Source organism: Delftia sp. CH05 (assembly GCF_009827015.1).
Classification (GTDB): Bacteria; Pseudomonadota; Gammaproteobacteria; order Burkholderiales; family Burkholderiaceae_C; genus Comamonas; species Comamonas tsuruhatensis.
Genome location: NZ_WUMG01000008.1, coordinates 154,293 through 176,928, shown reverse-complemented (window position 1 = coordinate 176,928; position 22,636 = coordinate 154,293). Strand labels below are relative to the sequence as shown.

Below are 22,636 nucleotides of genomic sequence, written 5' to 3'. Positions count from 1 at the left end.
GTCCTGCGGGGCCGGGGCTGGGGCTCCAGCAGGCCCAGGAACAGGCATTCCTTGGCGCTCAGCCCGCGCGTGCGCCGTGCGGGTGCAGCGGTCGCGGCGGGCGGGCATTGTCCGGGCTGCTCGCACAGGGCCAGTACCTGGGGATGGATGTAGAACTTGCGGCAAACCGTACAGGTATTGCCCAGGCGCCGCGCCACCTCGGCGATCAGGTCCGTGAAGGTGAGCGCGCCCGGATGGCGGCTGCCCGCCGGTGACGCTGCGGCGGCCATGGCCAGCTCCAGCGCGTACACGCTGGCATGCCAGGTACGGAAGTCCTTGGCACTGAAGTCCGGTCCGTCTGCCTCGTCTGCCCCGGCCTTGCTGCAGATCCTGCGGATGTAGTCGTTCACGTGCTCGGAGCGCACATGGTGAACATCCCCCTCGTCGTCCACGAACTGGAAAAGCCGCTGTCCCGGCAGGTCCTGGCAGCGCTTGACGATGCGGGCCACGGCCCGGTCGGACACGCGGGCCTGCTGGGCGACGCCGCTCTTGCCCTTGAAGCTCAGCGTCAGCTCGCCGGCGCGCACCTGGGCGTGGCGGTTCCTGAGCGTGGTCAGGCCGAAGGATCCATGGGCTTCTGAATACTCGTCATTGCCAACGCGCAGCGCCGTGCAGTCCAGCAGCCAGACGATGGTGGCCACCACGGTTTCGAGCTGCGGCCGCCCCGGCCTGAGGTCCCGCGCCACGGCACGCCGAATGGCGGGCAGATGCCGGCCGAACTCGCGCATGCGGTCGAACTTGACCTGCTTGCGCTGCTCCTGCCACTGCGGGTGATAGCGGTATTGCTTGCGCCCGCGGGCATCGCGGCCCGTGGCCTGCAGGTGGCCCCGGGCGTCAGGGCAGATCCATACATCCACATAGGCCGGTGGAATGGCCAATTTGCGGATGCGCTCCAGCGCCTGGGCGTCGCGCACGGGCCTGCCGTCCTGGTCCACATAGGAAAAGCCTTTGCCACGCCGCAGGCGGCGCCAGCCGGGCATGCGGTCGTTGACATGGATGAGGTCTGCAGTCAGTGCAACCCCTGCGGCGGCGGCGGCGGAGGTGCGATGGGGGGATCGGAATAGGGCGAAGGCGCCGGAGCCGGCGGAGGATCACCCACGGGTGGCACCAGCGGCTCGGTCGGCGGCGGATTGACCGGCGGAGCGACGGGAGGTGTGGCAGGCGGTGTGGGTGGTGCAGCGATCATGGAACGGTTTCTCCTGTGATGGGGGCGGGCCGCAGCGGCCATGCAGCCGCTGCAGCAATCGCCATGCCCGGACCCTTGCACGGGGCCGAAGCGTTGACATTTGGTAGCAATGATTCGCAAAAACCGGTGGCCGGCGGCCTCAGGCCAGCGTCCTCAGCGTGGGCTCGCGGTCCCAGAAGCGTTTCTTGGCGCCTTCGACAAAGGGCTTGGGCGTGTCGATGGGAAACACGCCCTCGTCCGGCGTGATGCCCGCGGTCTGCAGGATGTGCCCGGTGGCCTTGCAGGCCGCAATGGCCTTGAGGTGGCCGAAGGCATCGCGGAACCAGTCCTGGGCGGCCGCTTCCCGGGCCAGGGCTTCGCCGCGCTGGGGCGTGAGGATGGACACCACGGCGTCGAACTGCGCCGAGGGCGATCCGGCCAGCTGGCCGTCTGCGGGCAGGTGGCTGCCGTCGTCCAGCGTGGCGCCGCCGATCTTGGGCGCAATGATCTTCACGCTGGCCTTTTGCGCCACCAGGGCCTTGTGGAAGGCGGCAATGTGTCGGGCGCTGGAGCCTTCATCCACCAGGATGGCCACGCAGCGGCCCTGCAGTGTGGGTTTCATGCGGTCGATGATGCGCGTGGCCGGGCTGGGCGGCAGCTTTTGCGGGGGCACGGCTGGCTTGGCGGCAGGCGGCAGCTGGGGCAGGCCCAGGCCGTCGGCCACGCGCTTTGCCAGGTCGGCGTCTATCACCTGCAGGTGGCCCACCACGGCCAGTCGCACATGCGGCGTCTGCACCTTGGACAGCTCGAACACCAGGGCGCTGGCGATGTGGGCCTGCTCCACCGCGCTCTGGCTGGCGTAGAACATGCGCGCCTGGCTGTAGTGGTCGGCAAAGCTTTCGGGGCGGATGCGGCCCTTGGCGCCGTCCCCGTCATCCTGGGCAAAGTGCCTGAAGCCGCGCGCCGCCGAGGCGCGCGGACTGTCGGCCTGCAGGCTGGAGGGCTCGTAGGCCACGCGGCCCTTGGGCACCTGGGTCTGCATATGGCCGTCGCGCTGGTCGTGGGCAAACGGGCATTTGGGCGCGTTGATGGGCAGCTGCGTGAAGTTGGGCCCGCCCAGTCGCGACAGCTGGGTGTCCAGGTAAGAGAAAAGGCGGCCCTGCAGCAGCGGATCGTTGCTGAAGTCGATGCCCGGGGGCAGGTTGGCCGGGCAGAAGGCGACCTGCTCGGTCTCGGCAAAGAAGTTGTCGGGCCAGCGGTCCAGCACGAAGCGGCCGATCTTGCGCAGCGGTATTTCCTCTTCCGGAATGATCTTGGTGGGGTCCAGATGGTCATAGGGCAGGGCGTCGGCCTGTTCCTGCGAGAACAGCTGCACGCACAGCTCCCAGGCCGGGTAGTCGCCCGCCTCGATGGCCTCGAACAGGTCGCGGCGGTGGTAGTCGTTGTCTGCGGCCTGCAGCTTCAGGGCCTCGTCCCAGACGGTGGATTGGATGCCCAGCTCGGGCCGCCAGTGGAATTTCACGAAGGTGCTTTTGCCTTGCGCATTGACCAGCCGGAAACTGTGCACGCCAAAGCCCTCGATCATGCGCAGGCTGCGCGCGATGGTGCGGTCGCTCATGATCCACATGACCATGTGCATGGACTCGGGCATGAGGGAGATGAAGTCCCAGAACGTGTCGTGCGCCGTGGCAGCCTGTGGAAAGCCCCGGTCCGGCTCCATCTTCACGGCATGGACCAGGTCGGGGAATTTCATGGCGTCCTGGATGAAGAACACCGGAATGTTGTTGCCGACCAGATCCCAGTTGCCCTCTTCGGTATAGAACTTGATGGCGAAGCCGCGCACGTCCCGCGGGGTGTCCACCGAGCCTGCGCCGCCGGCCACGGTGGAAAAGCGCACGAAGACCGGCACCTGCTTGCCGGTTTCGGTCAGCACCTTGGCGGTGGTGTACTGCTCCAGTGAATCGGTCAGCTGGAAATAACCGTGGACACCTGTGCCGCGTGCATGGACGATCCGCTCCGGAATGCGCTCATGGTCGAAATGCGTGATTTTCTCGCGCAATATGAAATCTTCCAGCAGCGTGGGTCCCTTTGGCCCTTGCTTCAATGAATTCTGGTTGTCCGCAACCGGTATGCCCTGCTGCGTCGTCAATACAGGATGAGAGGCTTCGGCCTGCTGCTGGAGTTCTCCGCCGTGGCCAACGGGGCATTGGGATGGGGATTTCTTTTCAGCTGGGGCTTTCTTGGCCATGATGCACTCCTTGGGAATGAACGCCATGTTCTTTTGACGCGGATATTTCAAGCGGAGCAACGGTATGTTTTTCAGTTGCCGCAATGGGAAAATAAAAAAAGGGCCCGGAGGACCCTTTTTTCAGGTCATGCAACCTGCGGCTCAACGCTGCTGGTGGCTGTCCTGCTTTTGCTGCTGACCCGGCTGGTTGCGCTGGGGGTTGCTCTGCTGTTGCTGATGGTTGGGATTATTGGGATTGCTTTGCTGCTGCTGCCCCGGATTGTTTTGTTGCTGCTGCTGGTTCTGCTTGTTCTTGTCGTTTTGCTGGTTGCTGGCCGTGTTGCCTTGAGGGTTATTGGTCTGTTGCGTCATTTCCATACTCCTTAAGTAAACAGCGATGCCGTCATCACTGCAATTTCATTGTGCTGCCTGAAAAATCCACGGCGTGTAGGAAATTCGGAAGATTACTTTTGGTAAATCATTGGAATTTGCTATGAATATCATGGAATCCATTTTTGCGGCAAAAATGCATGTATTTTTTATCATGAAATGCCATTTGTAGATTATGCAAAACGGCAATGGTCCGTTTCATTTGGATGTTGAACGTTTTGCAGGCGCCTTGGACGCTGGCTTTCGGGGCTTGGGTGTTGTCCGGGTCGCGGGCGCTTTTGCAGCTTTTGCAGCTTTTGCCGCCGCTCCGGTATTTTTTCCCTTGGCCGCGGAGGCGGGGGCCCCGCTGCCTGCCTTGCCCAGGCTGCTCCTGAGCAGGGCGGTCAGATCCAGCACGGCTGCGTTGGCGGGTGCGGCGGGCGCGTCCTGCTGCCTTTGCACACTTTGCACGTCGCCCGCATGGGCCTTGGCCTGCACCAGCTGGTGGATTTCCTCGCTGAAGGAGTTGCGGAACTGGTCGGCGTCCCAGGCCTGGCTCATGTCCTTGATCAGTGCCAGGGCCATGGTCATTTCGGCGGCCTTGATGCCTGCGGCCCTTGCGTCCAGCGGCGGCAGGTCCAGCTGCTCGAAGGAGCGGATCTCGCCGCCCCAGCGCAGCAGGTTCAGCACCAGCGCCCGGCCGCAGGGGATCAGGATGGCCAGGTGCTGCTTGGCCTGTATGACGACCTTGGCCACGCCCACCTTGTTGCTCTTGCGCAGCGCCTCGCGCAGCAGTGCGTAGACCTTCCCGCCCCGGTGCAGGGGGGCGGTGTAGTAGGGCCGCTCCAGGTAGATGAAGGGGATATCGTCGGCATCGACAAAGGCCTCGATCTCTATGGTCTGCGTGGTCTTGGGAAAGGCGGCGGCAATCTCTTCGGCGCTCAGCACCACGTAGCGGCCTTCTTCGAATTCCACGCCCTTGACGATGTCGGCCGAGGCCACCTCCTTGCCCGTGACCTTGTTGATGCGCTTGTAGCCCACGGGCTGCATGTTGCGCTTGTCCAGCCAGTCGAAGTCGATGTCCGTGCTGGCCGTGGCCGCATACAGGCCTATCGGGATGTGGACCAGGCCAAAGCTGATGGCCCCCTTCCACAGGCTGCGCGAGGAGACGGCCGGGGCCGTGCGGGGAGATGTGGCTTTCCTGGTCATCGTTGTGCTTTCCTCGTTGGCGGCTCTTCGCGGGCCGGTGCCTCGAAGCCCAGCGCCTTCATGGCGCGGCCCAGGCTGGTGGCCGCCGTGCCGTAGTGCTCCCAGGGCGAGTTGCCCAGGCGCAGGCGCTGGTCCACCGAGCGAATGGTCCAGTGCGCGCCGCCCGTGAGCCTGTCGAGCTCGTTCCAGCCCACGGGCACGGAGATGCCCATGCCGGGCCGCGCACGCGCTGTCCACGCGCAGGCCGTGGTGGCGCCAAAGCCGTTGCGCAGGTAGTCCACGAAGATTTTTCCCACGCGGTTGCGTGGCCCGCTCTTGGCCACGAAGCGCTGGGGCACGGTGCTGGCCAGATGCTGGACCACGGCCTGGGAGAAGGCCTTGACCGTGTCCCAGTCCAGCAGCCGCTTGATCGGCACGACCACATGCAGGCCCTTGCCGCCGCTGGTTTTGAGGAAGGCCGGCAGCTCCAGCTCCTGCAGCAGCACATGCAGCAAGGTGGCCGCTTCCTGCACCTGCGTCCAGGGCACGCCCTCGCCGGGGTCCAGGTCGAAGGTCATGCGGTCGGGCCGGTCGATGCGGTCCCGGCGGGCATTCCAGGTGTGCCATTCGATGGTGTTCATCTGCGCGGCCGCCACCAGGCCTTCACGCCGCGCCACCTCCATCAGCGGCGCATGGCCGGGATCGAGTTCGGGCGCCAGGGCGGCAATGCCCTGCAGCGGCGTCTGGTCCATGTGTTTCTGGAAGAACAGCTCGCCCTCGATGCCCTCCGGCGCGCGCACCATGGCCACGGGCCGGGCCTTGAGGTGGGTGATCATGAAGGGGGCCACCGTGGCGTAGTAGCGCGCCAGCTCCATCTTGGTGATGCCGGTGGAGGGGTCGATGACACGCTCGGCATGGGTGATGGCGATCGTGGCGGGCAGGCGCGCCGCCTTGGCCATGCGGGGCGGGGCGGCTTTGTGGCGGGTTGCGGTGCGGGGTGAAGATGCGGTCGATGGCACGTGCTGTGGCTCCTCTTTTGCGATGCGGCGCGCAGGCTTGTCCGTGCGCAGGCCCTGGAATACGGCGTGGCGGATGCGGCCGTCCGCGGTCCATTGCGCGAACGAGACTTCGGCCAGCAGGGTGGGGCGCACCCAGTGCACCTGGCTGCCAAGGCCCCGGGTGTCTGCCAGCGGGGATGTGCCGGTGGCCAGGCCGTCCAGGCGCTGGCGCAGGTCGGCCAGGGTGCGTGCGTTGAAACCCGTGCCGACCTTGCCGGCCGCGTGCAGCTGCCCGTCCTCGCCATGCACGGCGAGGACCAGGGCCCCCAGGCCGGTGCGCGAGCCCTGGGGATCGGTATAGCCGGCGATCACGAACTCCTGGCGGTGGCCGCACTTGAGCTTGATCCAGTCCATGCTGCGCCGCGAGACGTAGGCGCTGCCGCGCCGCTTGCCGATCACGCCCTCCAGGCCCAGCCGGCAGGCGGCGGCCATCAGGTCGGCGGGCGGGGCGTCAAAGGCCTGGCTGAACCGAACGCGGTCCGACGGCGCCTTGTGCAGCAGCTCCTGCAACCGCTGGCGGCGCTGTTCCACGGGCTGCTGGCGCAGGTCCTGGCCGTCGTGCCACAGCAGGTCGAAGGCGAAGAAGACCAGCAGGTCGGTGTGCTCGCCGTCGAAGGCATTTTGCAGGGCCTGGAAGTCGGGGCGGTCGTCGCTGTCCAGCATCAGCACCTCGCCGTCGATCCAGCCTGTTTGCAAGGGCAGGGCCGCCAAGGCGCGGGCCAGGGCAGGCATTCTGGCGGTCCAGTCCTTGCCGTTGCGCGTGACAAGCCGCACGGTACCGCTGTCGATGCGGGCCAGCAGGCGGTAGCCGTCGAACTTGCTCTCGAAGATCCATTGCCCGGCCTCCGTGGGCGGGCGGTCCACCAAGGTCGCCAGCTGGGGGGCGATCTCCTGCGGCATGGTCGCGGTGCCGGCGTGCTGCTTTCGTGCTGCCGCTGGCGCTGTTGCTGTTGCTGTTGTTGTTTCTGTCGTTGCCGCTGCTGCAGGTTCCAGGGGAAGGCCGGCCACGCTGTCGGGCATGTCCTCGACCACGCTGAATTCGCCGGCGGCGCGTTCCAGCCCGTCATGCTCCTTGATCAGCAGCCACGCGGGTTTTTTGGCATCGTCCTTGCCGCGCATGCGCACCAGGGTCCAGCGGCCCTGCAGCTTGTGGCCGCGCAGTTCGAACTTGAGCTTGCCCTTGCGAAGGTCCTCGGCGGCGTCGCCTTGTGGCCACCAGGTGCCCCGGTCCCAGATGATGACCTTGCCCGCGCCGTACTGGCCCGGCGGAATCTGGCCTTCGAAGCGGTTGTAGGCCATGGGGTGGTCTTCCACCTGCACGGCCATGCGCTTGTCGGCCGGGTCGTCGCTGGGGCCCTTGGGCACGGCCCAGCTTTTCATGCTGCCGTCCAGCTCCAGCCGGAAGTCGTAGTGCAGATGGCTGGCCCAGTGCTTTTGAATGACGAATTGCAGGACACCCGTGCCGGGCTGCCCTGCAATCGCGTCGCTGGAAGGTTCTGCCGAGGGCTCCGGCGTGCGCGTGAAGTCGCGCTTTTGCCGGTAGGCCGCCAGCGAAGCGGCAGCCTTGTCCTGCCCGCCGGCCGCAGCAGCCCGCCGCGGCTGCTGCGTGACCGGGTGGCTGCGGCGCGGTGCGGGCATGCGGCGCTCCTTCAGAACATCAGTGCAATCAAAATGATGATGGGAATGGGCACGCCCAGAAGAAAAAGCAGTATGGATCGCATGAATGGCCTCCGTTCAATGAATGGTTGGATGGTGTTGACTGCGATGCAAAATCAAATGGCATCGCGTTGGCGGCCACCCCAGGTGGCGCACAGGCTGCCCACAAAGGCGCCCAGCATCAGGGAAACAAACAGCCAGAGCATGGAATGGGCGGTGGCCTTTCGCGTTTCTTCAGCGGCCTGCTTGGCCTTTTGCTTGGCCTCTTCTGCCTTTTGCTCGGCCTGCTTTATCTGCATCTGTACGGAATCAAAGGTGCTTCGCACTTTCTTTTGCGCTTCTTCCACCGGAATATCGGAATTGCGCGCAATCAGCTGGGCCAGATATTGCTCATCGGCCGCAGAAAGCTGGCCGGTGCGCAGCGACTGGGCAAAGATCACGCCGGCCTCCCGCGTGGCGCTGGCCATGTCGGCAGGCGTTGTGCTGCCGGAGGTTGCCGCGGAATTGCGGAACAGGCTGCCGGTCCAGTAGGCCAGGCCCTGGGGCGAGGCATCGGCGCCCGAGGCACCGCCAGCAGCCGCACCGCCGGCGGCGCCGATCGCGCCACCCACCACGCTGGAGGCGCTGGTGGCCACGGTCTGCGCCGCCTTGAAGGCGCCGGACACCGCACCACCGGCCGCAGCGCCCATCAGGGCCACCATGGCCAGCGTGGCCAGCGCCCAGGACAGAAAGCCGTGGGCCGTGTCGCGGAAGTAGACCTCGTCCGTATGCACGCCTTGCCAGCGGGTGCGCAGCCGCCCGGCCAGGTACCCGCCCACGCCGGCGGAGGCCAGCTGGGTGAAGGCGATCCAGGCCACGGCCGTCCACCCCAGGGCGCCGGCATCCATGCCCTGGCCGGTCCATACCGAGACAGACGACAGGCCCAGGCCCGTGCCCAGAATGAACAGCAGCAGCGACAGCGAGGCCGCCGCCATGGCGCCCGCGAATATCGCCGCCCATGAAACACCGCTGACGAATGTATTGGCCGCAGGGACCACTGGCGCTGCCAGGGGATCGGAATAGGCAATGGACATGGCTGGATTTCCTGGAGTTGAGTGCCCCATTCTTGCCAGCCGAAATAAATGCCACTGTAGGAGGATTGGAAAAGCGGGACTGGCAAACGCAGACGAAAAACGTCATCCTTTGCCAGATGACGTTTTTGAAGGCAATGCGCGGCCTGGATATGGGAAATGATTCCTGCAACCGGTAAAACTTGCGGAATATTTTCCAGGGCGAATGGCTGGATTGTTTCCGGCAGCACGGCGATATGTTTCTGTCTGCTGCCGGGATTTTCATTGCTGCATCGGGCCTGCCAGACCCGTACGTTCAGGGCTGGCGCACGTCGGCCACGACCTGCTCGCCAAAATCCGCGCGCTGCAGCCAGCCCAGCACCAGGGTGGCGGCCTGCTCGGGCGTGGACAGCTTGCCACCCTCCTTGAGCTGGGCGAAGTTGCCTGCGTCGGGAAAGGCTGCGGCATCGGCGCTGCGCAGCTGCACCTGCATGTCGGTGTCGATGACGCCGGGCGCCAGCGAGCAGATGCGCGCGCCGTGGGGCTTGAGCGCCTCGTCCAGCGCCACGCTGCGGCTGAAATGGTCCATGCCAGCCTTGGCCGCGCAGTAGGAGGCCTGCGAGGCAATGGCGCGCCGCCCGAGGCCGGAAGAGATGTTGAGCACCTTGCGCGGCACGGCCGTCCAGCCTTCGGTGGCGGCCAGGAAGGCGGCCGTCAGCAGCATGGGCGCCTCCAGTCCCACGCGCATGGCCTGGGCGATGTCGGCGGGCCGCAGCTGCGACAGCGGCGCGATCTGCGGAATCACGCCCGCGTTGTTGATCAGGGTGACGCTGGCGTAGCGCGTGGCGTCCAGCCCGGCGAGCCATTCGCCCAGCCTGCGGGCCGCTGCCTCGGGCTCGCCCAGGTCCACGCTCCACTGCTGCAGCGGGGCGCCTGCCGTGGCGGCGGCCCGGTTCAGGTCTTCGCTGGTGGAGCGCGACAGCGTGACCAGCTCATGGCCGGCATCGAGCAGTTGCCGGGCCATGGCCAGGCCCATGCCGCGCGAAGCGCCCGTGAGAATCGTCAGGGAAAGGAGAGGCGATGCATTGTTCATGCGGGCGATGGTATCGCTTGTGCCCGTGCTGCCGGTGCTGCCTGCGCGGTCATTACCCGGGCGGCGACGGGGTCCGAGGGCAGCAGCAGCTCGGCGCTGCGCGCCTGCCGCGTGCGCTCCAGCGCCTGCACGATGCGTTCGCAGGCGCGCTCGGCCGCCTCGCGCAGGCTGGCGCCCTGCAGCCAGTGGCCGGTGAGCGCGGCGCTGAACAAGTCGCCCGTTCCCTTGGGCACCGCATCCACGCGCGCGTGGGTGACCACATGCACGTCCTCGCGCGTGACCAGCGCCACGCGCATGCGCAGTGCATGCTCGCCGCCCAGCTCGGGCGCCGCGCTGGTCACGGCCACCCACTGCGTGCGGCCGGTCAGCAGGCTGCGCGCGGCCTGGACCACATCGTCCATGCCGTGCACAGGGCGCGCGGTCAGCCGTTCCAGCTCGAAATGGTTGGGTGTCAGCCCGTCGGCCAGGGGCAGCAGGTGGCGCTGGTAGGCCTCGACCATGGCGGGGTCCACATAGATGCCGCTGTCGTGGTCGCCGATCACCGGGTCCACCACCACGCGCAGGCCGGGGCGCTGCTGCAGCAGGCCCGCCACCCAGTCCGCCAGCAGCCCGGCCTGGTCCGGCCCGCCCAGGTAGCCGGCCAGAACGGCCTGCAGTTGCCCGAGCGCGCCGCGCGCGCCCAGGTCCTGCAGATAGCCCGCAAACCACTCGGCGGCAATTGCTCCGCCGTGGATGCTGGGATAGTGCGGCGTATTGCTGAACACCACCGTGGGCACGGCTGCCGCCGCCAGTCCCAGGGCCTGCAGCGTGGGCATGGCCACATTGTTGCCAACGCGGCCGTAGACGACCTGGGACTGCACGGACACCACGTCGATGGCCAGGGGTTGCAGCATGTCATGGGGGGCGGGGGCGTTCATGGGCGTGGGGGAGCAATGAGAGGCAGGGACGTGTTTTATAACGCCTGCGCCCAGGCCGCAGACCCCACAATCGGCCGCGCAGGACCAGACCACTGTGCGATCTGCGCGTGAAAAGAAAAAGGCCCGCCAAAGGGCGGGCCCGTGGAGCGCTGGGCGCCTGTGCGTTGTCAGGCGCCCAGGTAGGCGCGGCGCACGGCGTCGTTGGTCAGCAGGTTGGCGCCGGTGTCCTCCAGCACCACCTTGCCGGTCTCCAGCACATAGCCGCGGTCGGCGATCTGCAGGGCGCGGTTGGCGTTCTGCTCGACCAGGAAGACCGTGACGCCAGCGGCGCGGATGGTCTGGATGATCTCGAAGATCTGCGCAATGATCAGCGGCGCCAGGCCCAGCGTGGGTTCGTCCAGCAGCAGCAGGCGGGGCTTGCTCATCAGCGCGCGGCCGATGGCCAGCATCTGCTGCTCGCCGCCCGACATGGTGCCGGCGCGCTGGTGGGCGCGCTCGCGCAGGCGCGGGAAGAGGCCGAACACATGTTCGATGCCGGCCTCGATCTGCGGCTTGTCCAGGAAGAATCCGCCCATCTTCAGGTTGTCGGTGACCGTGAGGTCCGAGAAGATGCGCCGCCCTTCTGGCGAGACCGCAATGCCCTTGCGCATGATGTGGTGCGAAGGAAGCTGGGTGATGTCCTCGCCCTCGAACGAGATGCGGCCCGAGCTGGCGCGCGGGTTGCCGCACACCGTCATCAGCAGCGAGGTCTTGCCGGCGCCGTTGGAGCCGATCAGCGAGACGATCTCGCCCTGGTTGACGTGCAGGCTGACGCTGTCGACCGCGCAGATGGCGCCGTAGTGGGTGGAGATGTTCTCCAGTTGCAGCATGGCAGGCATCAGGCTTCTCCCAGGTAGGCCTTGATGACCCGTTCATCGTTGCGAATGGCATCCGGCAGGCCCATGGCGATGGGCTTGCCGTACTCCATGACCAGGATGCGCTCGGACACGCCCATGACCAGGCCCATGTCGTGCTCGATCAGCAGCACGGCAATGCCGTACTGGCGGCGCAGCTGGTCGATCAGGCCCTGCAGGTCCTTTTTCTCCTGCGGGTTCAGGCCGGCGGCGGGTTCGTCAAGCATGAGCACGCGCGGCTTGGTGATCATGCAGCGCGCGATCTCCAGGCGGCGCTGGTGGCCGTAGGCCAGGTTGCCGGCCTCGCGGTTGACGAACTCGCGCAGGCCCATCACGTCCAGCCAGTGCAGGGCGCTCTCGATCTTTTCCTCTTCGCTGCGGCGGTAGCCCGCCGTGTTGAACAGGCCCGACAGCAGGTTGACGCCGGAGCGGCGGTGCTGTGCCACCAGCAGGTTTTCCAGCACCGTCATGGACTTGAACAGGCGCACGTTCTGGAAGGTGCGCACCACGCCGTGGTTGGCCACGTGGTGGCTGCTGCGCCCCTCGATGGCGCTGCCGTCCAGCGCGATGGAGCCGCTGCTGGGCTGGTAGAAACCGCTGATGCAGTTGAACACCGTGGTCTTGCCGGCGCCGTTGGGGCCGATGATGGCAAACACTTCCTGCGGACGCACGTTGAAGCCCACGTGGTCCACGGCCAGCAGGCCGCCGAAGCGCATGCACAGGTCTTTGACTTCTAGCAAATACTCGCTCATTGCCGGCCCTTGCTGCTATCTGTTGTCCCAAAAATCATGGTGTCGGCATGCCTCATGAGCGCACCTCCACATGGCGACGGCGCATGGGCAGCAGGCCCTGCGGGCGCCAGACCATCATCAGCACCATCACCAGGCCGAAGATCAGCATGCGGTACTCGGAGAACTCGCGCGCCAGCTCGGGCAGCACCGTCAGCAAGATGGCCGCGATGATCACGCCCAGCTGCGAGCCCATGCCGCCCAGCACCACGATGGACAGGATCAGCGCCGACTCGATGAAGGTGAAGGACTCGGGGTTGACGATGCCTTGGCGCGCCGCGAAGAAGGCGCCGCCGAAGCCGGCGAACATGGCGCCCAGCGTGAAGGCCGACAGCTTGATCTTCATGGGGTTCAGGCCCAGCGAGCGGCAGGCGATCTCGTCCTCGCGCAGTGCCTCCCAGGCGCGGCCTATGGGCATGCGCACCAGGCGGTTGGAGATCCACAGCGTGACCACGGCCAGCAGCAGCGCCATCAGGTACAGGAAGATCACCATGTGCAGCGAGCTGAACTCCAGCCCCAGGAACTGGTGGAACGTCGTGCCGCCCTCGGTGGAGGGGGTGCGCGTCATCTCCAGGCCCAGCACCGTGGGCTTGGGGATGCTGGAGATGCCGTCCGGCCCGCCCGTGATGCTGGTCAGGTTGACCAGCAGCAGGCGGATGATCTCGCCAAAGCCCAGGGTCACGATGGCCAGGTAGTCACCGCGCAGCCGCAGCACCGGAAAGCCCAGCACGAAGCCGAACATCGCGGCAGCGGCACCGGCCAGCGGCAGCGCTTCCCAGAAGGACCAGCCGGCCCAGTGGAAGAGCAGCGCATAGGTGTAGGCGCCCACGGCGTAGAAGCCCACGAAGCCCAGGTCCAGCAGGCCGGCAAAGCCCACGACGATGTTCAGGCCCAGGCCCAGCATCACGTAGATCATGGCCAGCGTGGCGATGTCCACCGCGTTGCGGCCCGCAAAGAAGGGCCAGGACACGGCGATCAGCAGGGCCGCCAGCATCAGGCCATTGCGGTGGCTGGGGCGCGCCTGCGGCAGCGAGGGCAGCGAGACCTTGGGCATCTTCGCCGCGATCAGCGGGCGCAGCAGCTGCACCAGGAAGACCAGGGCGCAGGCCCAGGCCACCACCGTCCAGTCGGGGTTGATGATGGTGCGGGTGCCGGCGCGTTCCAGGTGCAGGCCGAAGATGGGCGTGACGACCACGGCCGTCATTACCGTGGCGATCAGGGCGTCGCGCAGGTTCAAAGTGGGTTTGGTTTTCATCAGACCTTCTCCACTTCAGGTTTGCCCAGCAGGCCCGTGGGGCGGAACAGCAGGATCAGCACCAGCAGGCCGAAGGCCACGATGTCCTTGTACTCGGACGAGATGTAGGCTGCCGCAAAGGTCTCGGCCACGCCCAGCAGCACGCCGCCCAGCATGGCGCCGGGGATGGAGCCGATGCCGCCCAGCACCGCGGCCGTGAAGGCCTTGATGCCGGCCAGAAAGCCGATGAACGGGTTGAGCTTGCCCACGGCCAGCGCGATCAGCACCCCGCCCACGGCCGCCAGCATGGCGCCCAGCACGAAGGTGAACGAGATCACGCGGTTGGTGTCGATGCCCAGCAGGCTGGCCATGTGCATGTCCTGGGCGCAGGCGCGCGAGGCGCGGCCCATGCGCGAGTGGCGGATGTACAGCGTCAGCAGCACCATGAGCACAATGGCCACCACGATGATCAGGATGCGCGAGTAGGGCACATAGATCTCGAAGCCGCCTTCGGCACCGAAGCGCAGCGCGCCCGGCAGCAGCGAGGGCACGGCCATGTCGCGCGCACCCTGGCCCAGGGCCACCCAGTTCTGCAGGAAGATGGACATGCCGATGGCCGAGATCAGGGCCACCAGGCGGGGACTGCGGCGCAGCGGCTTGTAGGCCACCTGCTCCACCACCAGGCCATAGACGCCGGTGACGAAGACCGAGACCACCAGCATCAGGCCGATGATGGCCCACACCGGCAGGCCGCTTTGCGTGCCTATGGCCGACAGCGTGACCAGGCCGATGTAGGCCCCGATCATGTAGATGTCGCCGTGGGCGAAGTTGATCATCCCGATGATGCCGTAGACCATCGTGTAGCCGATGGCGATCAGGGCATAGATGGCGCCCAGGGACAGTCCGTTGAACAGCTGCTGTATCAGCTGAGGTAAGAGTTCTGACATGGTGTAATGCCGCCCCAAAACAGGAAAAGGCCTAAAAGGCCAGGATGCAGACGACCGGGACACGCCGAATGCGTGCCCCGGTCAGTCAGACGGAGGGGGATTACTTGGCAGCGACCGACTTGCTGCCGTCCTTGTGCCATTCGAACACCTGGAAGTCGAAGGACTTCAGGTCGCCCTGCTTGTTCCAGCCCACCGAGCCCAGAACGGTCTCGAAGTTGGACTTGTGCAGGTGGTCAGCCACCTTGGCGGGGCTGTCGCCCACGGCCTTGATGCTGTCCAGCAGCACTTGCGTGGCGGCAAATGCGGTCAGCTGGAAGGCGCCCGAAGGATTGCGCTTCTTGTCCTTGAAGGCCTTGACCACGGCGGCGTTCTTGGGGTTGGCCGAGAAGTCTGCGGGCAGGGTCACCAGCATGCCTTCGACGGCGTTGCCGGCGATGGCGTTGACTTCGGGGTTGCCCACGCCTTCGGGGCCCATCATGCGGACCTTCAGGCCCTGCTCGGAAGCCTGGCGCAGCAGCAGGCCCATTTCGGGGTGGTAGCCACCGTAGTAGATGAAGTCCACGCCGGCGCTCTTGAGCTTGGTGATGACGGCGGAGTAGTCGCTGTCGCCGGCGTTGATGCCTTCGAACAGGGCCACTTCCACGCCGGCCTTCTTCAGGTCGTCGCGCACGGAGGATGCAATGCCCTGGCCATACGACTGCTTGTCGTGCAGCACGGCAACCTTCTTGGGCTTGGCCTTTTCCAGGATGAACTTGGCGGCGGCCGGGCCCTGCTGGTCATCGCGGCCGATGGTGCGGAAGATGAAGTGGTAGTTCTTGCCGTCGGTCAGGGCGGGGGACGTCGCCGAGGGGGTCACCACGACCACGCCTTCGTTGTTGTAGATCGGGGCTGCGGCAATCGATGCGCCCGAGCAGACGGGGCCGATCACGTAGCCGATCTTGGCGTTGACCACGCGGTTGGCGGCCACGGGACCTTGCTTGGGTTCGCAGGCGTCATCGACGGACACCAGCTCGATCTTCTTGCCGTTGACGCCGCCGGCCGCATTGGCCATTTCCACGGCGGTGTTCACGCCTTCCTTGACCATGTCGCCGTACTGCGTCAGCGGGCCGGTGGTGGGAACCACCATGGCGATCTTGATTTGCGCATGCGCTGTGGAGAACAGGGCGGCGCCAGCCAAACCCAGGGCGGCGACGACGGTGTGCATGCGGAACGGAATGCTCATGAGTACTTCCTTCAACTTTGGGTAAAGCGTTCTGAAAAACGCGGTGGCTCCTGTAGGGGCTAGCCGCGCAAAGAAGCACAGGTTAATCGCCTGGTTACCAATGGCAACAGGGTATCCCGGGGCTGGCGCGGCAACAGGCTTTTCGCTAAGGCTCCCATCGCGGCCTGCGCCGTCGGGCGGGGGCTGTTTTGGCCGAAGAAAACGGCTGATGCCGACGATGCACCCTGACGGTGCTTCATGAAGTCAATATGACCAACTGCAAGAAGGGGAAACACGTACGCTGAATGTTGCATTGCAGCAACGTACGCGGTGGCGATGATTTGCGTGTTCCTGCGATGGATCAGAACGGCGCGGCGGATTCGAAACGCAGCGTCTCGCCAGACAGGGGATGCGCCAGCTCCAGCAGCTGCGCATGCAGCAGCAGGCGCGGCGACAGCGCCTGCACGGCGGCATCGGCATAGAGCGCATCGCCCAGGATGGGATGGCCCAGCGCGGCCATGTGCACGCGCAGCTGGTGGGTGCGCCCCGTCACGGGCTGCAGCTGCACCCGCGTGGTGATTGCATCCCGGACTTCGGTGGCTTGCGCGCCTGGCAGGGCGCGCCACAGGGTCTGGCTGGGCTTGCCCTGCACGGCATCGATGATGCGCAGCGGGCGCCGCTCCCAGTCGGCGGCAATCGGCAGGTCGATGCTCTGCCATGCGCCGGCTTGCCGCGCGGCGGGGCTGCCTGCCACCACGGCCACATAGCGCTTGTGCACGCGGCGCTGCGCAAAGGCCTCGCTCAGCAGGCGCTGGCTGGCCAGGCTGCGCGCCATGATCACCAGGCCCGAGGTGGCCTGGTCCAGCCGGTGCACGACCAGCGCATCGGGCCAGCGCTGCAGGGCGCGGGCGCTCAGGCAGTCCTGCTTGTCTGGGCCGCGCCCGGGCACGCACAGCAGGCCGCTGGGCTTGTCCAGCACCAGCAGTTCGGCATCTTCGTGCAGGCAGATGACGCCTGCGCCGTCACCTGCACTGGCGCCGCCATCGCGTTGCTCAGGGGTCAAGCCGTTCCCCGCTCATTCAGCAGCCTGTGCACCGTGGCGCACAGCTCTTCCACGTCGTTGGGCTTGTGGACCAGGGCCCTGGCGCCTGCAGCCAATGCGGCCTGCTCGATCTCGGTGGTGATGTAGCCCGAGGCCAGCGCGATGGGCAGCTGCGGCTGGATGGACAGGGCCTCATGCACCAGGTCGATGCCGCTGTAGCCGGGCATGTTGTAGTCGGTGACCAGCAGGTCGCAGTCCTGGGGCGCGGCGCGCAGCGCCTCGATGGCCTCGTGCGGATCGGTGAAGCCGCTGACCTGGTAGCCGCGCCGGCGCAGCAGGCGCTGCACCAGAAAGACCAGGGCCTGGTCATCGTCCACGTACATCACATGCTGCTGCGCGGCCTGCGGGTCGGGCAGCAGGGCGAACTGCGGGCCGGTCGGGGTTTCCGCGGCCGCCAGGGGCTCGGGTGCGCTGGGCAGCGCCTGGGCGGCGAGGGGCTCGGCCGGTGCAGAGTCGGCCGGCGTCAGGGGGTCGGCCGGAGGAAAGTACAGCGTGAAGCGGCTGCCCTGGCCGGGGATGCTGTACACGTCCACGGCGCCGCCGTGGTTGCGCATGACACCGTGCACCACGGGCAGGCCCAGGCCCGTTCCCTGGCCCACGGGCTTGGTGGTGAAGAAGGGCTCGAAGATGCGCTGCAGCGTGCGTGCGTCCATGCCGGGGCCGTTGTCCTGCACCGACAGCGCCACGTAGCTGACGGGCGGCAGGCCCAGGCGTTCGCACAGGCGCTGGTCCGGGCGCACCAGGTCGGCATCCATCTGGATCAGGCCGCGCCGCTCGCCCAGGGCGTGCATGGCATTGGTGCACAGGTTGAAAAGGGCCTGCTCCACCTGCATGGCGTCGGCCAGCATGGGCGGCATCTGCGGCGGCACGTGCACCTGCAGCTCCACGGCGGGCGGCAGGGTCACGCGCAGCAGCCGCGCCGTGTCGCCCATGACCTCGCGCGCCTGCACGGGCTTGCGCTGCGGCGGTTCATTGCGGCTGAACGTCAGGATCTGGCGCACCAGATCGCGCGCGCGGCGGCCGGCCTTTTCGATCTCCTGCAGGCTTTCGATGGCTGCGGCATTGCCGCCGCAGTCGGCCTTGGCCAGCTCCACATTGCCCAGGATGGCGCCCACGATGTTGTTGAAGTCGTGGGCAATGCCGCCGGCCATGGTGCCCAGGGCCTGCATCTTGTGCGATTCGCGCAGCTGGTCTTCCAGCTCGTTGCGCTGGGCCTCGGCCTTCTTGCGGCTGGTGAGGTCGCGCGCGAACACGGTGGTGGTCTCGCCGCCGCTGTGGTGCTCGAAGGAGACGCTGACCTCGACCGGGATTTCGCGGCCGCTGGCCGTGCGTGCCGTCATCTCGCCCAGCACGGCCTGCGTGGTCAGCGGCGCAAAGGACAGGGCCTGGGCCGCATCGGGCAGGAAACGCTCCAGCGGACTGCCCAGCGCGTCGTGCGGCGGACACAGAAACAGGGCGGCAGCCGTGGGATTGAAGACGGTGATGCGCTGCTCGTGGTCCAGGCAGATGATGGCGTCCAGGGCCGAGTTGATGACCGATTCGAGCCGCCGCTCGCTCAGGAACAGCTGGTGGTTGCGCTGCTGCAGCGCCAGGCGCTCGGCCAGCAGCGGACCCTGGTCGACCACGGCGCACAGGTACTGCGCAATGGGCGGGCCGCTTTGCTGCGGGATGGCGATGCAGGCCACATGCAGGTCGGCGCGCAGCTGGTGCTGCTCGGTGATGTCGAAGCAGACCTCGTGGGCCTCGGTGCGGCCCAGCTCGCGTGCCGCAACGAAGGTCTCGCGCACGCGCTCGGCGTCGTCAGGGTGCACAAAGGGCGCGAAATTGACCAGCAGCCGGTCATGCTCGGTGGGCTGGAAGGCGCTGTGCGCCATGGCGTTGGCCTGCACCACCATGTCGTGCTCGTCCACCACCAGCAGGGGCAGGGGAATGCTGGCAAACAGGGCTTCGAAGCGCTCGGAGGCGCTTTCGGCCACGGCTTGGCTGTAGTCCAGCACGCGGTTCTGGATCTCCAGCTCGCGCTGGTAGTTGCGCAGCTCGGCGACCAGGGCCTGCAGCGGATCGTCTTCGGGCTGGAAGGAGGGGAAACGTTCGACGGGGGGCAGGTCGGCGCCGGGCGCCAGCAAGGCATGCAGGGGCAGGTGCTCGTCGTCGCGAGGCTGGTCGGAAGGGTCTTGGCTGCTCATCGCGTGCTGGCGCTGGGGAAAGCGGCATCTGCCGCACAAATCCTGGTTGCCCGCGCCTGGCGCCCGGCAGATGGACCGGGGCCCGGCGCGGGCAGGGCCGCAGTGTACGCGCGCCGGGCGGGGCGCCACAAGCGCCCCTTTGGGTGGCAGGTGCTTCAGCTCAGGTAAGCGTCGACCGGGATGCAGCTGCAGTAGAGGTTGCGGTCGCCGTAGACGTTGTCCACCCGGCCCACGGGACACCAGTACTTGGACTGGCGCAGGGCAGCCACGGGGTAGGCGGCGGCCTCGCGGCTGTACGGGTGGGTCCATTCCGAAGCCAGCAGGGTCTCGGCCGTGTGCGGCGCGTTCTTGAGCGGGTTGTCGTCCTGGGGCAGGCGGCCCTGCTCGATGGCGCGGATTTCCTCGCGGATGGCGATCATGGCGTCCACGAAGCGGTCCAGCTCGTACAGGCTTTCGCTTTCGGTGGGCTCCACCATCAGCGTGTTGGGCACGGGGAAAGACAGCGTGGGCGCATGGAAGCCGTAGTCGATCAGGCGCTTGGCCACGTCCTCGGCCATGACGCCCGTGCTTTCCTTGAACGGGCGCAGGTCCAGGATGCACTCGTGCGCCACATGGCCGTGCTCGCCCGCGTACAGCGTGGGGTAGTGGTCGCGCAGCCGGGCGCTGATGTAGTTGGCGCTGAGGATGGCGGTCTCGGTGGCCAGGGTCAGGCCCTGGGCGCCCATCATGCGGATGTACATCCAGCTGATGGGCAGCACGGCCGCATTGCCCAGCGGCGCGGCACTGATCGCGCCCGTGCCGCCCGCAAGGCCCGTGGTGGCATGGCCGGGCAGGAAGGGCACGAGATCCTCGACCACGCAGACGGGGCCCACGCCCGGGCCGCCGCCGCCGTGCGGGATGCAGAAGGTCTTGTGCAGGTTCAGGTGGCTGACATCGCCGCCGAAGCTGCCCGGCGCGGCCAGGCCCACCAGGGCGTTCATGTTGGCGCCGTCCACGTAGACGCGGCCGCCGTGGTCATGCACCAGCTTGCACAGCTCCTTGACCTGGGTCTCGAACACGCCGTGCGTGCTGGGGTAGGTGATCATGATGCAGGCCAGGTTGGCACTGTGCTGCTCGCACTTGGCCGCCAGGTCCGCCATGTCGACGTTGCCGTTGGCGTCGCAGGCGGTGACCACCACCTGCATGCCCACCATCTGCGCGCTGGCGGGGTTGGTGCCGTGGGCGCTGCTGGGAATCAGGCAGACGTTGCGGTGCGACTGGCCCCGGCTCGCATGCCAGCCCTTGATGGCCAGCAGGCCCGCGTACTCGCCCTGGCTGCCGGCATTGGGCTGCAGGCTGATGCCGGCGTAGCCCGTGGCCTGGCACAGCCAGTCGCGCAACTGCTTGTCCAGTTCCGCATAGCCCTGCTGCTGGTCGGCCGGGGCAAAGGGGTGCACCTGGGCGAATTCGGGCCAGGTGATGGGAATCATCTCGCTGGTGGCGTTGAGCTTCATGGTGCAGGAGCCCAGCGGGATCATGCTGCGGTCCAGCGCCAGGTCCTTGTCCGACAGCTGGCGGATGTAGCGCAGCATGGCGGTCTCGGAGCGGTGGGTGTTGAACACCGGGTGCGTGAGGAAGGCGCTGCTGCGGCGCAGTCCGTCGGGAATCAGCGGCTCCACGCCCTTTTCGAAGGCGGTGAAGCTGGGCAGGGCCTGGCCGTCCCGGGCGAAGATCTTCCACAGCAGCTCGACATCGGCGCGCGTGGTGGTCTCGTCCAGCGAGATGCACAGGTATTCCTTGAAATACACGCGCAGGTTGGCGCCCAGGGACACGGCACGCTCCACGATGGCCTGGGTGGCCGCGCCCGTGTGCAGGCTCAGCGTGTCGAAGCTGGGCGCCTCGCGCAGCGGCGCGCCCAGCTCGGCCAGGCCGCGCGCCAGGATGGCCGTGTACGAGGCCACGCGGCGGGCGATGCGCTCCAGGCCCTCGGGGCCGTGGTAGACGGCGTACATGCTGGCCACCACGGCGGGCAGCACCTGGGCCGTGCAAATGTTGGAGGTGGCCTTTTCGCGGCGGATGTGCTGCTCGCGCGTCTGCAGTGCCAGGCGGTAGGCGGGCTTGCCGTGCACGTCCACGCTCACGCCGACCAGGCGGCCGGGCAGGGAGCGCTTGAACTCGTCGCGGCAGGCCATGAAGGCGGCGTGCGGGCCGCCGGCGCCCATGGGCATGCCAAAGCGCTGGGTGGTGCCCACCACGATGTCGGCACCCCATTCGCCGGGCGGCGTGATCAGGGTCAGCGCCAGCAGGTCGGTGGCCACGATGAAGGCGGCCTGCTTGCCATGGGCCTTGTCCACGTCGGCGCGCAGATCGTCGATGCGGCCGCTGGTGGCAGGGTACTGGGCCAGCACGGCGAAGTAGTCGCCCTCCATCAGCTGGTTCCATTCCTCCAGCGAGTTGGCCAGCAGCACCTCGATGCCCAGCGGCGCGGCGCGCGTCTGTATCACCTCGATGGTCTGGGGGTGGGCATCGCCGGCCACCACGAAACGGTTGCTCTTGCTTTTGACGGAGCGCTTGGCCAGCGTCATGGCCTCGGCGGCCGCCGTGGCCTCGTCCAGCATGGAGGCGTTGGCAATCGGCATGGCCGTCAGGTCGCAGACCATGGTCTGGAAGTTGACCAGGGCCTCCATGCGGCCTTGCGAGATCTCGGCCTGGTAGGGCGTGTAGGCCGTGTACCAGGCGGGGTTCTCGAGAATGTTGCGCAGGATGACTCCGGGCGTGTGCGTGCCGTAGTAGCCCTGGCCGATGAAGCTTTTGAGCAGCTGGTTGCGGCCTGCCAGCGCCTTGAGTTCGGCCAGCGCCTGGGCCTCGGTGGCCGCTGGCGGCAGCGCCATGGGCTGGTGGCGCCGGATGGAGGGCGGGACGATGGCGTCGATCAGCGCATCGCGCGATGCCGCGCCGATGGCGCTGAGCATGTGGGCCTCGTCTTCGGGCGCGATGCCGATATGGCGGGCCACGAATTCGGTGGCGTTCTCGAGGGCGGCAAGGGGCTGGGTGGAGGACATCAGCATGGAGGGACCTGTCTCAAAAGCTGAAAAGCGCCAGGGCGGGCCCTGGCGCCCGTCCTGGCCGGAAAGTGGCGTCAGTTGCTCTGGGCAAAGGCCGTGTAGGCGGCTTCGTCGAGCAGCGCGGCCAGCTGGCCTGCGTCGCTGAGCTTGACCTTGAAGAACCAGCCTTCGCCCAGCGGGTCGCTGTTGGCCAGGGAGGGGTCGTCGCGCAGGGCCTCGTTGACTTCGACGATCTCGCCGCTGACGGGCATGTAGACATCGGCGGCGGCCTTGACGGACTCGACCACGCCGGCCACATCGCCCTGGTTGAAGCTGGTGCCCACGGCGGGCAGGTCGACGAACACCACGTCGCCCAGCGCGTCCTGCGCGTGGAGGGTGATGCCGACGATGGCCGCGTCAGGGTTGGCGGCGTTGATCCACTCGTGGTCCTTGGAATACTGGATGCTCATGGCTTGCTCCGATAGAAACTGAAAAAACCTG

17 protein-coding genes are annotated in these 22,636 nt (G+C 66.9%); 1 reads left to right on the top strand and 16 read right to left on the bottom strand.

The window, feature by feature from the left end; genetic code table 11:
• Positions 1 to 1,019, bottom strand: a 1,019-nt coding sequence (locus GRX31_RS09765) for a DNA topoisomerase IB (RefSeq protein WP_160852430.1), incomplete at its 3' end; no start/stop codon positions are given.
• A gap of 345 nt (positions 1,020 to 1,364) precedes the next feature.
• On the bottom strand, positions 1,365 to 3,452 hold the full coding sequence (locus GRX31_RS09760) for a catalase (RefSeq protein WP_026062222.1): 2,088 nt from the start codon (positions 3,450 to 3,452) through the stop codon (positions 1,365 to 1,367).
• Between GRX31_RS09760 and GRX31_RS30535 the strand changes: the two genes are divergently transcribed.
• Positions 3,360 to 3,818, top strand: a complete 459-nt coding sequence (locus tag GRX31_RS30535; RefSeq protein WP_193584794.1) for a hypothetical protein — start codon at positions 3,360 to 3,362, stop codon at positions 3,816 to 3,818. The two genes, GRX31_RS09760 and GRX31_RS30535, sit on opposite strands and share 93 nt — an antisense overlap.
• A 201-nt stretch (positions 3,819 to 4,019) precedes the next feature.
• Here the strand turns inward: GRX31_RS30535 and ku are convergent, their stop codons facing one another.
• From ku to gcvH, 14 genes are all read right to left on the bottom strand, one after another.
• The gene (gene ku / locus GRX31_RS09750) at positions 4,020 to 5,009 is read right to left on the bottom strand and encodes a non-homologous end joining protein Ku (RefSeq protein ID WP_160852428.1); all 990 of its coding nucleotides are present in this window, start codon (positions 5,007 to 5,009) and stop codon (positions 4,020 to 4,022) included.
• Positions 5,006 to 7,684 (bottom strand): DNA ligase D, encoded by a 2,679-nt coding sequence (gene ligD / locus GRX31_RS09745; protein ID WP_160852426.1) that lies wholly within the window; start codon positions 7,682 to 7,684, stop codon positions 5,006 to 5,008. The genes ku and ligD overlap by 4 nt, the downstream gene beginning before the upstream one ends.
• A 134-nt stretch (positions 7,685 to 7,818) precedes the next feature.
• Positions 7,819 to 8,775 carry a hypothetical protein gene (locus GRX31_RS09740; protein WP_160852424.1) on the bottom strand — a complete coding sequence of 319 codons (957 nt, stop codon included), beginning with the start codon at positions 8,773 to 8,775 and terminating at the stop codon, positions 7,819 to 7,821.
• A gap of 292 nt (positions 8,776 to 9,067) precedes the next feature.
• Positions 9,068 to 9,844, bottom strand: a complete 777-nt coding sequence (locus tag GRX31_RS09735) for an SDR family NAD(P)-dependent oxidoreductase (protein WP_046240202.1) — start codon at positions 9,842 to 9,844, stop codon at positions 9,068 to 9,070.
• Positions 9,841 to 10,761: a pyridoxine/pyridoxal/pyridoxamine kinase gene (pdxK, locus tag GRX31_RS09730; protein WP_160852422.1), complete on the bottom strand. Its 921-nt coding sequence runs from the start codon at positions 10,759 to 10,761 to the stop codon at positions 9,841 to 9,843. The genes GRX31_RS09735 and pdxK overlap by 4 nt, the downstream gene beginning before the upstream one ends.
• Positions 10,762 to 10,928: 167 nt before the next feature.
• On the bottom strand, positions 10,929 to 11,630 hold the full coding sequence (locus GRX31_RS09725) for an ABC transporter ATP-binding protein (RefSeq protein WP_026062223.1): 702 nt from the start codon (positions 11,628 to 11,630) through the stop codon (positions 10,929 to 10,931).
• An 8-nt stretch (positions 11,631 to 11,638) separates the two neighbouring features.
• Entirely contained in the window at positions 11,639 to 12,406 is a 768-nt protein-coding gene (livG, locus tag GRX31_RS09720) for a high-affinity branched-chain amino acid ABC transporter ATP-binding protein LivG (RefSeq protein WP_016446336.1), read from the bottom strand.
• 52 nt (positions 12,407 to 12,458) lie between these two features.
• Positions 12,459 to 13,697, bottom strand: coding sequence for a high-affinity branched-chain amino acid ABC transporter permease LivM (locus GRX31_RS09715; RefSeq protein ID WP_016451503.1), 1,239 nt, complete (start codon positions 13,695 to 13,697; stop codon positions 12,459 to 12,461).
• Positions 13,697 to 14,623 (bottom strand): high-affinity branched-chain amino acid ABC transporter permease LivH, encoded by a 927-nt coding sequence (gene livH / locus GRX31_RS09710; RefSeq protein WP_016446334.1) that lies wholly within the window; start codon positions 14,621 to 14,623, stop codon positions 13,697 to 13,699. The genes GRX31_RS09715 and livH overlap by 1 nt, the downstream gene beginning before the upstream one ends.
• Positions 14,624 to 14,723: 100 nt before the next feature.
• Entirely contained in the window at positions 14,724 to 15,845 is a 1,122-nt protein-coding gene (locus tag GRX31_RS09705) for a branched-chain amino acid ABC transporter substrate-binding protein (protein ID WP_016446333.1), read from the bottom strand.
• 340 nt (positions 15,846 to 16,185) lie between these two features.
• Positions 16,186 to 16,887 (bottom strand): RluA family pseudouridine synthase, encoded by a 702-nt coding sequence (locus tag GRX31_RS09700; RefSeq protein ID WP_047473721.1) that lies wholly within the window; start codon positions 16,885 to 16,887, stop codon positions 16,186 to 16,188.
• Positions 16,884 to 19,112, bottom strand: a complete 2,229-nt coding sequence (locus GRX31_RS09695) for a PAS domain-containing hybrid sensor histidine kinase/response regulator (protein ID WP_017404836.1) — start codon at positions 19,110 to 19,112, stop codon at positions 16,884 to 16,886. Before GRX31_RS09695 ends, GRX31_RS09700 begins: the two co-directional genes overlap by 4 nt.
• Positions 19,113 to 19,267: 155 nt before the next feature.
• A complete protein-coding gene (gene gcvP / locus GRX31_RS09690; RefSeq protein WP_160852420.1) occupies positions 19,268 to 22,159 on the bottom strand; it encodes an aminomethyl-transferring glycine dehydrogenase in 2,892 nt (963 codons plus the stop codon).
• 71 nt (positions 22,160 to 22,230) lie between these two features.
• The gene (gene gcvH / locus GRX31_RS09685; RefSeq protein ID WP_012206130.1) at positions 22,231 to 22,605 is read right to left on the bottom strand and encodes a glycine cleavage system protein GcvH; all 375 of its coding nucleotides are present in this window, start codon (positions 22,603 to 22,605) and stop codon (positions 22,231 to 22,233) included.
• Positions 22,606 to 22,636: the final 31 nt, after the last annotated feature.

Coding starts and splice junctions, on each gene's coding strand:
- GRX31_RS30535 (WP_193584794.1), top strand. CDS start 3,360: ATGAGAGGCTTCGGCCTGCTGCTGGAGTTCTCCGCCGTGGCCAACGGG.
- GRX31_RS09760 (WP_026062222.1), bottom strand. CDS start 3,452: ATGGCCAAGAAAGCCCCAGCTGAAAAGAAATCCCCATCCCAATGCCCC.
- ku (WP_160852428.1), bottom strand. CDS start 5,009: ATGACCAGGAAAGCCACATCTCCCCGCACGGCCCCGGCCGTCTCCTCG.
- ligD (WP_160852426.1), bottom strand. CDS start 7,684: ATGCCCGCACCGCGCCGCAGCCACCCGGTCACGCAGCAGCCGCGGCGG.
- GRX31_RS09740 (WP_160852424.1), bottom strand. CDS start 8,775: ATGTCCATTGCCTATTCCGATCCCCTGGCAGCGCCAGTGGTCCCTGCG.
- GRX31_RS09735 (WP_046240202.1), bottom strand. CDS start 9,844: ATGAACAATGCATCGCCTCTCCTTTCCCTGACGATTCTCACGGGCGCT.
- pdxK (WP_160852422.1), bottom strand. CDS start 10,761: ATGAACGCCCCCGCCCCCCATGACATGCTGCAACCCCTGGCCATCGAC.
- GRX31_RS09725 (WP_026062223.1), bottom strand. CDS start 11,630: ATGCTGCAACTGGAGAACATCTCCACCCACTACGGCGCCATCTGCGCG.
- livG (WP_016446336.1), bottom strand. CDS start 12,406: ATGAGCGAGTATTTGCTAGAAGTCAAAGACCTGTGCATGCGCTTCGGC.
- GRX31_RS09715 (WP_016451503.1), bottom strand. CDS start 13,697: ATGAAAACCAAACCCACTTTGAACCTGCGCGACGCCCTGATCGCCACG.
- livH (WP_016446334.1), bottom strand. CDS start 14,623: ATGTCAGAACTCTTACCTCAGCTGATACAGCAGCTGTTCAACGGACTG.
- GRX31_RS09705 (WP_016446333.1), bottom strand. CDS start 15,845: ATGAGCATTCCGTTCCGCATGCACACCGTCGTCGCCGCCCTGGGTTTG.
- GRX31_RS09695 (WP_017404836.1), bottom strand. CDS start 19,112: ATGAGCAGCCAAGACCCTTCCGACCAGCCTCGCGACGACGAGCACCTG.
- gcvP (WP_160852420.1), bottom strand. CDS start 22,159: ATGCTGATGTCCTCCACCCAGCCCCTTGCCGCCCTCGAGAACGCCACC.
- gcvH (WP_012206130.1), bottom strand. CDS start 22,605: ATGAGCATCCAGTATTCCAAGGACCACGAGTGGATCAACGCCGCCAAC.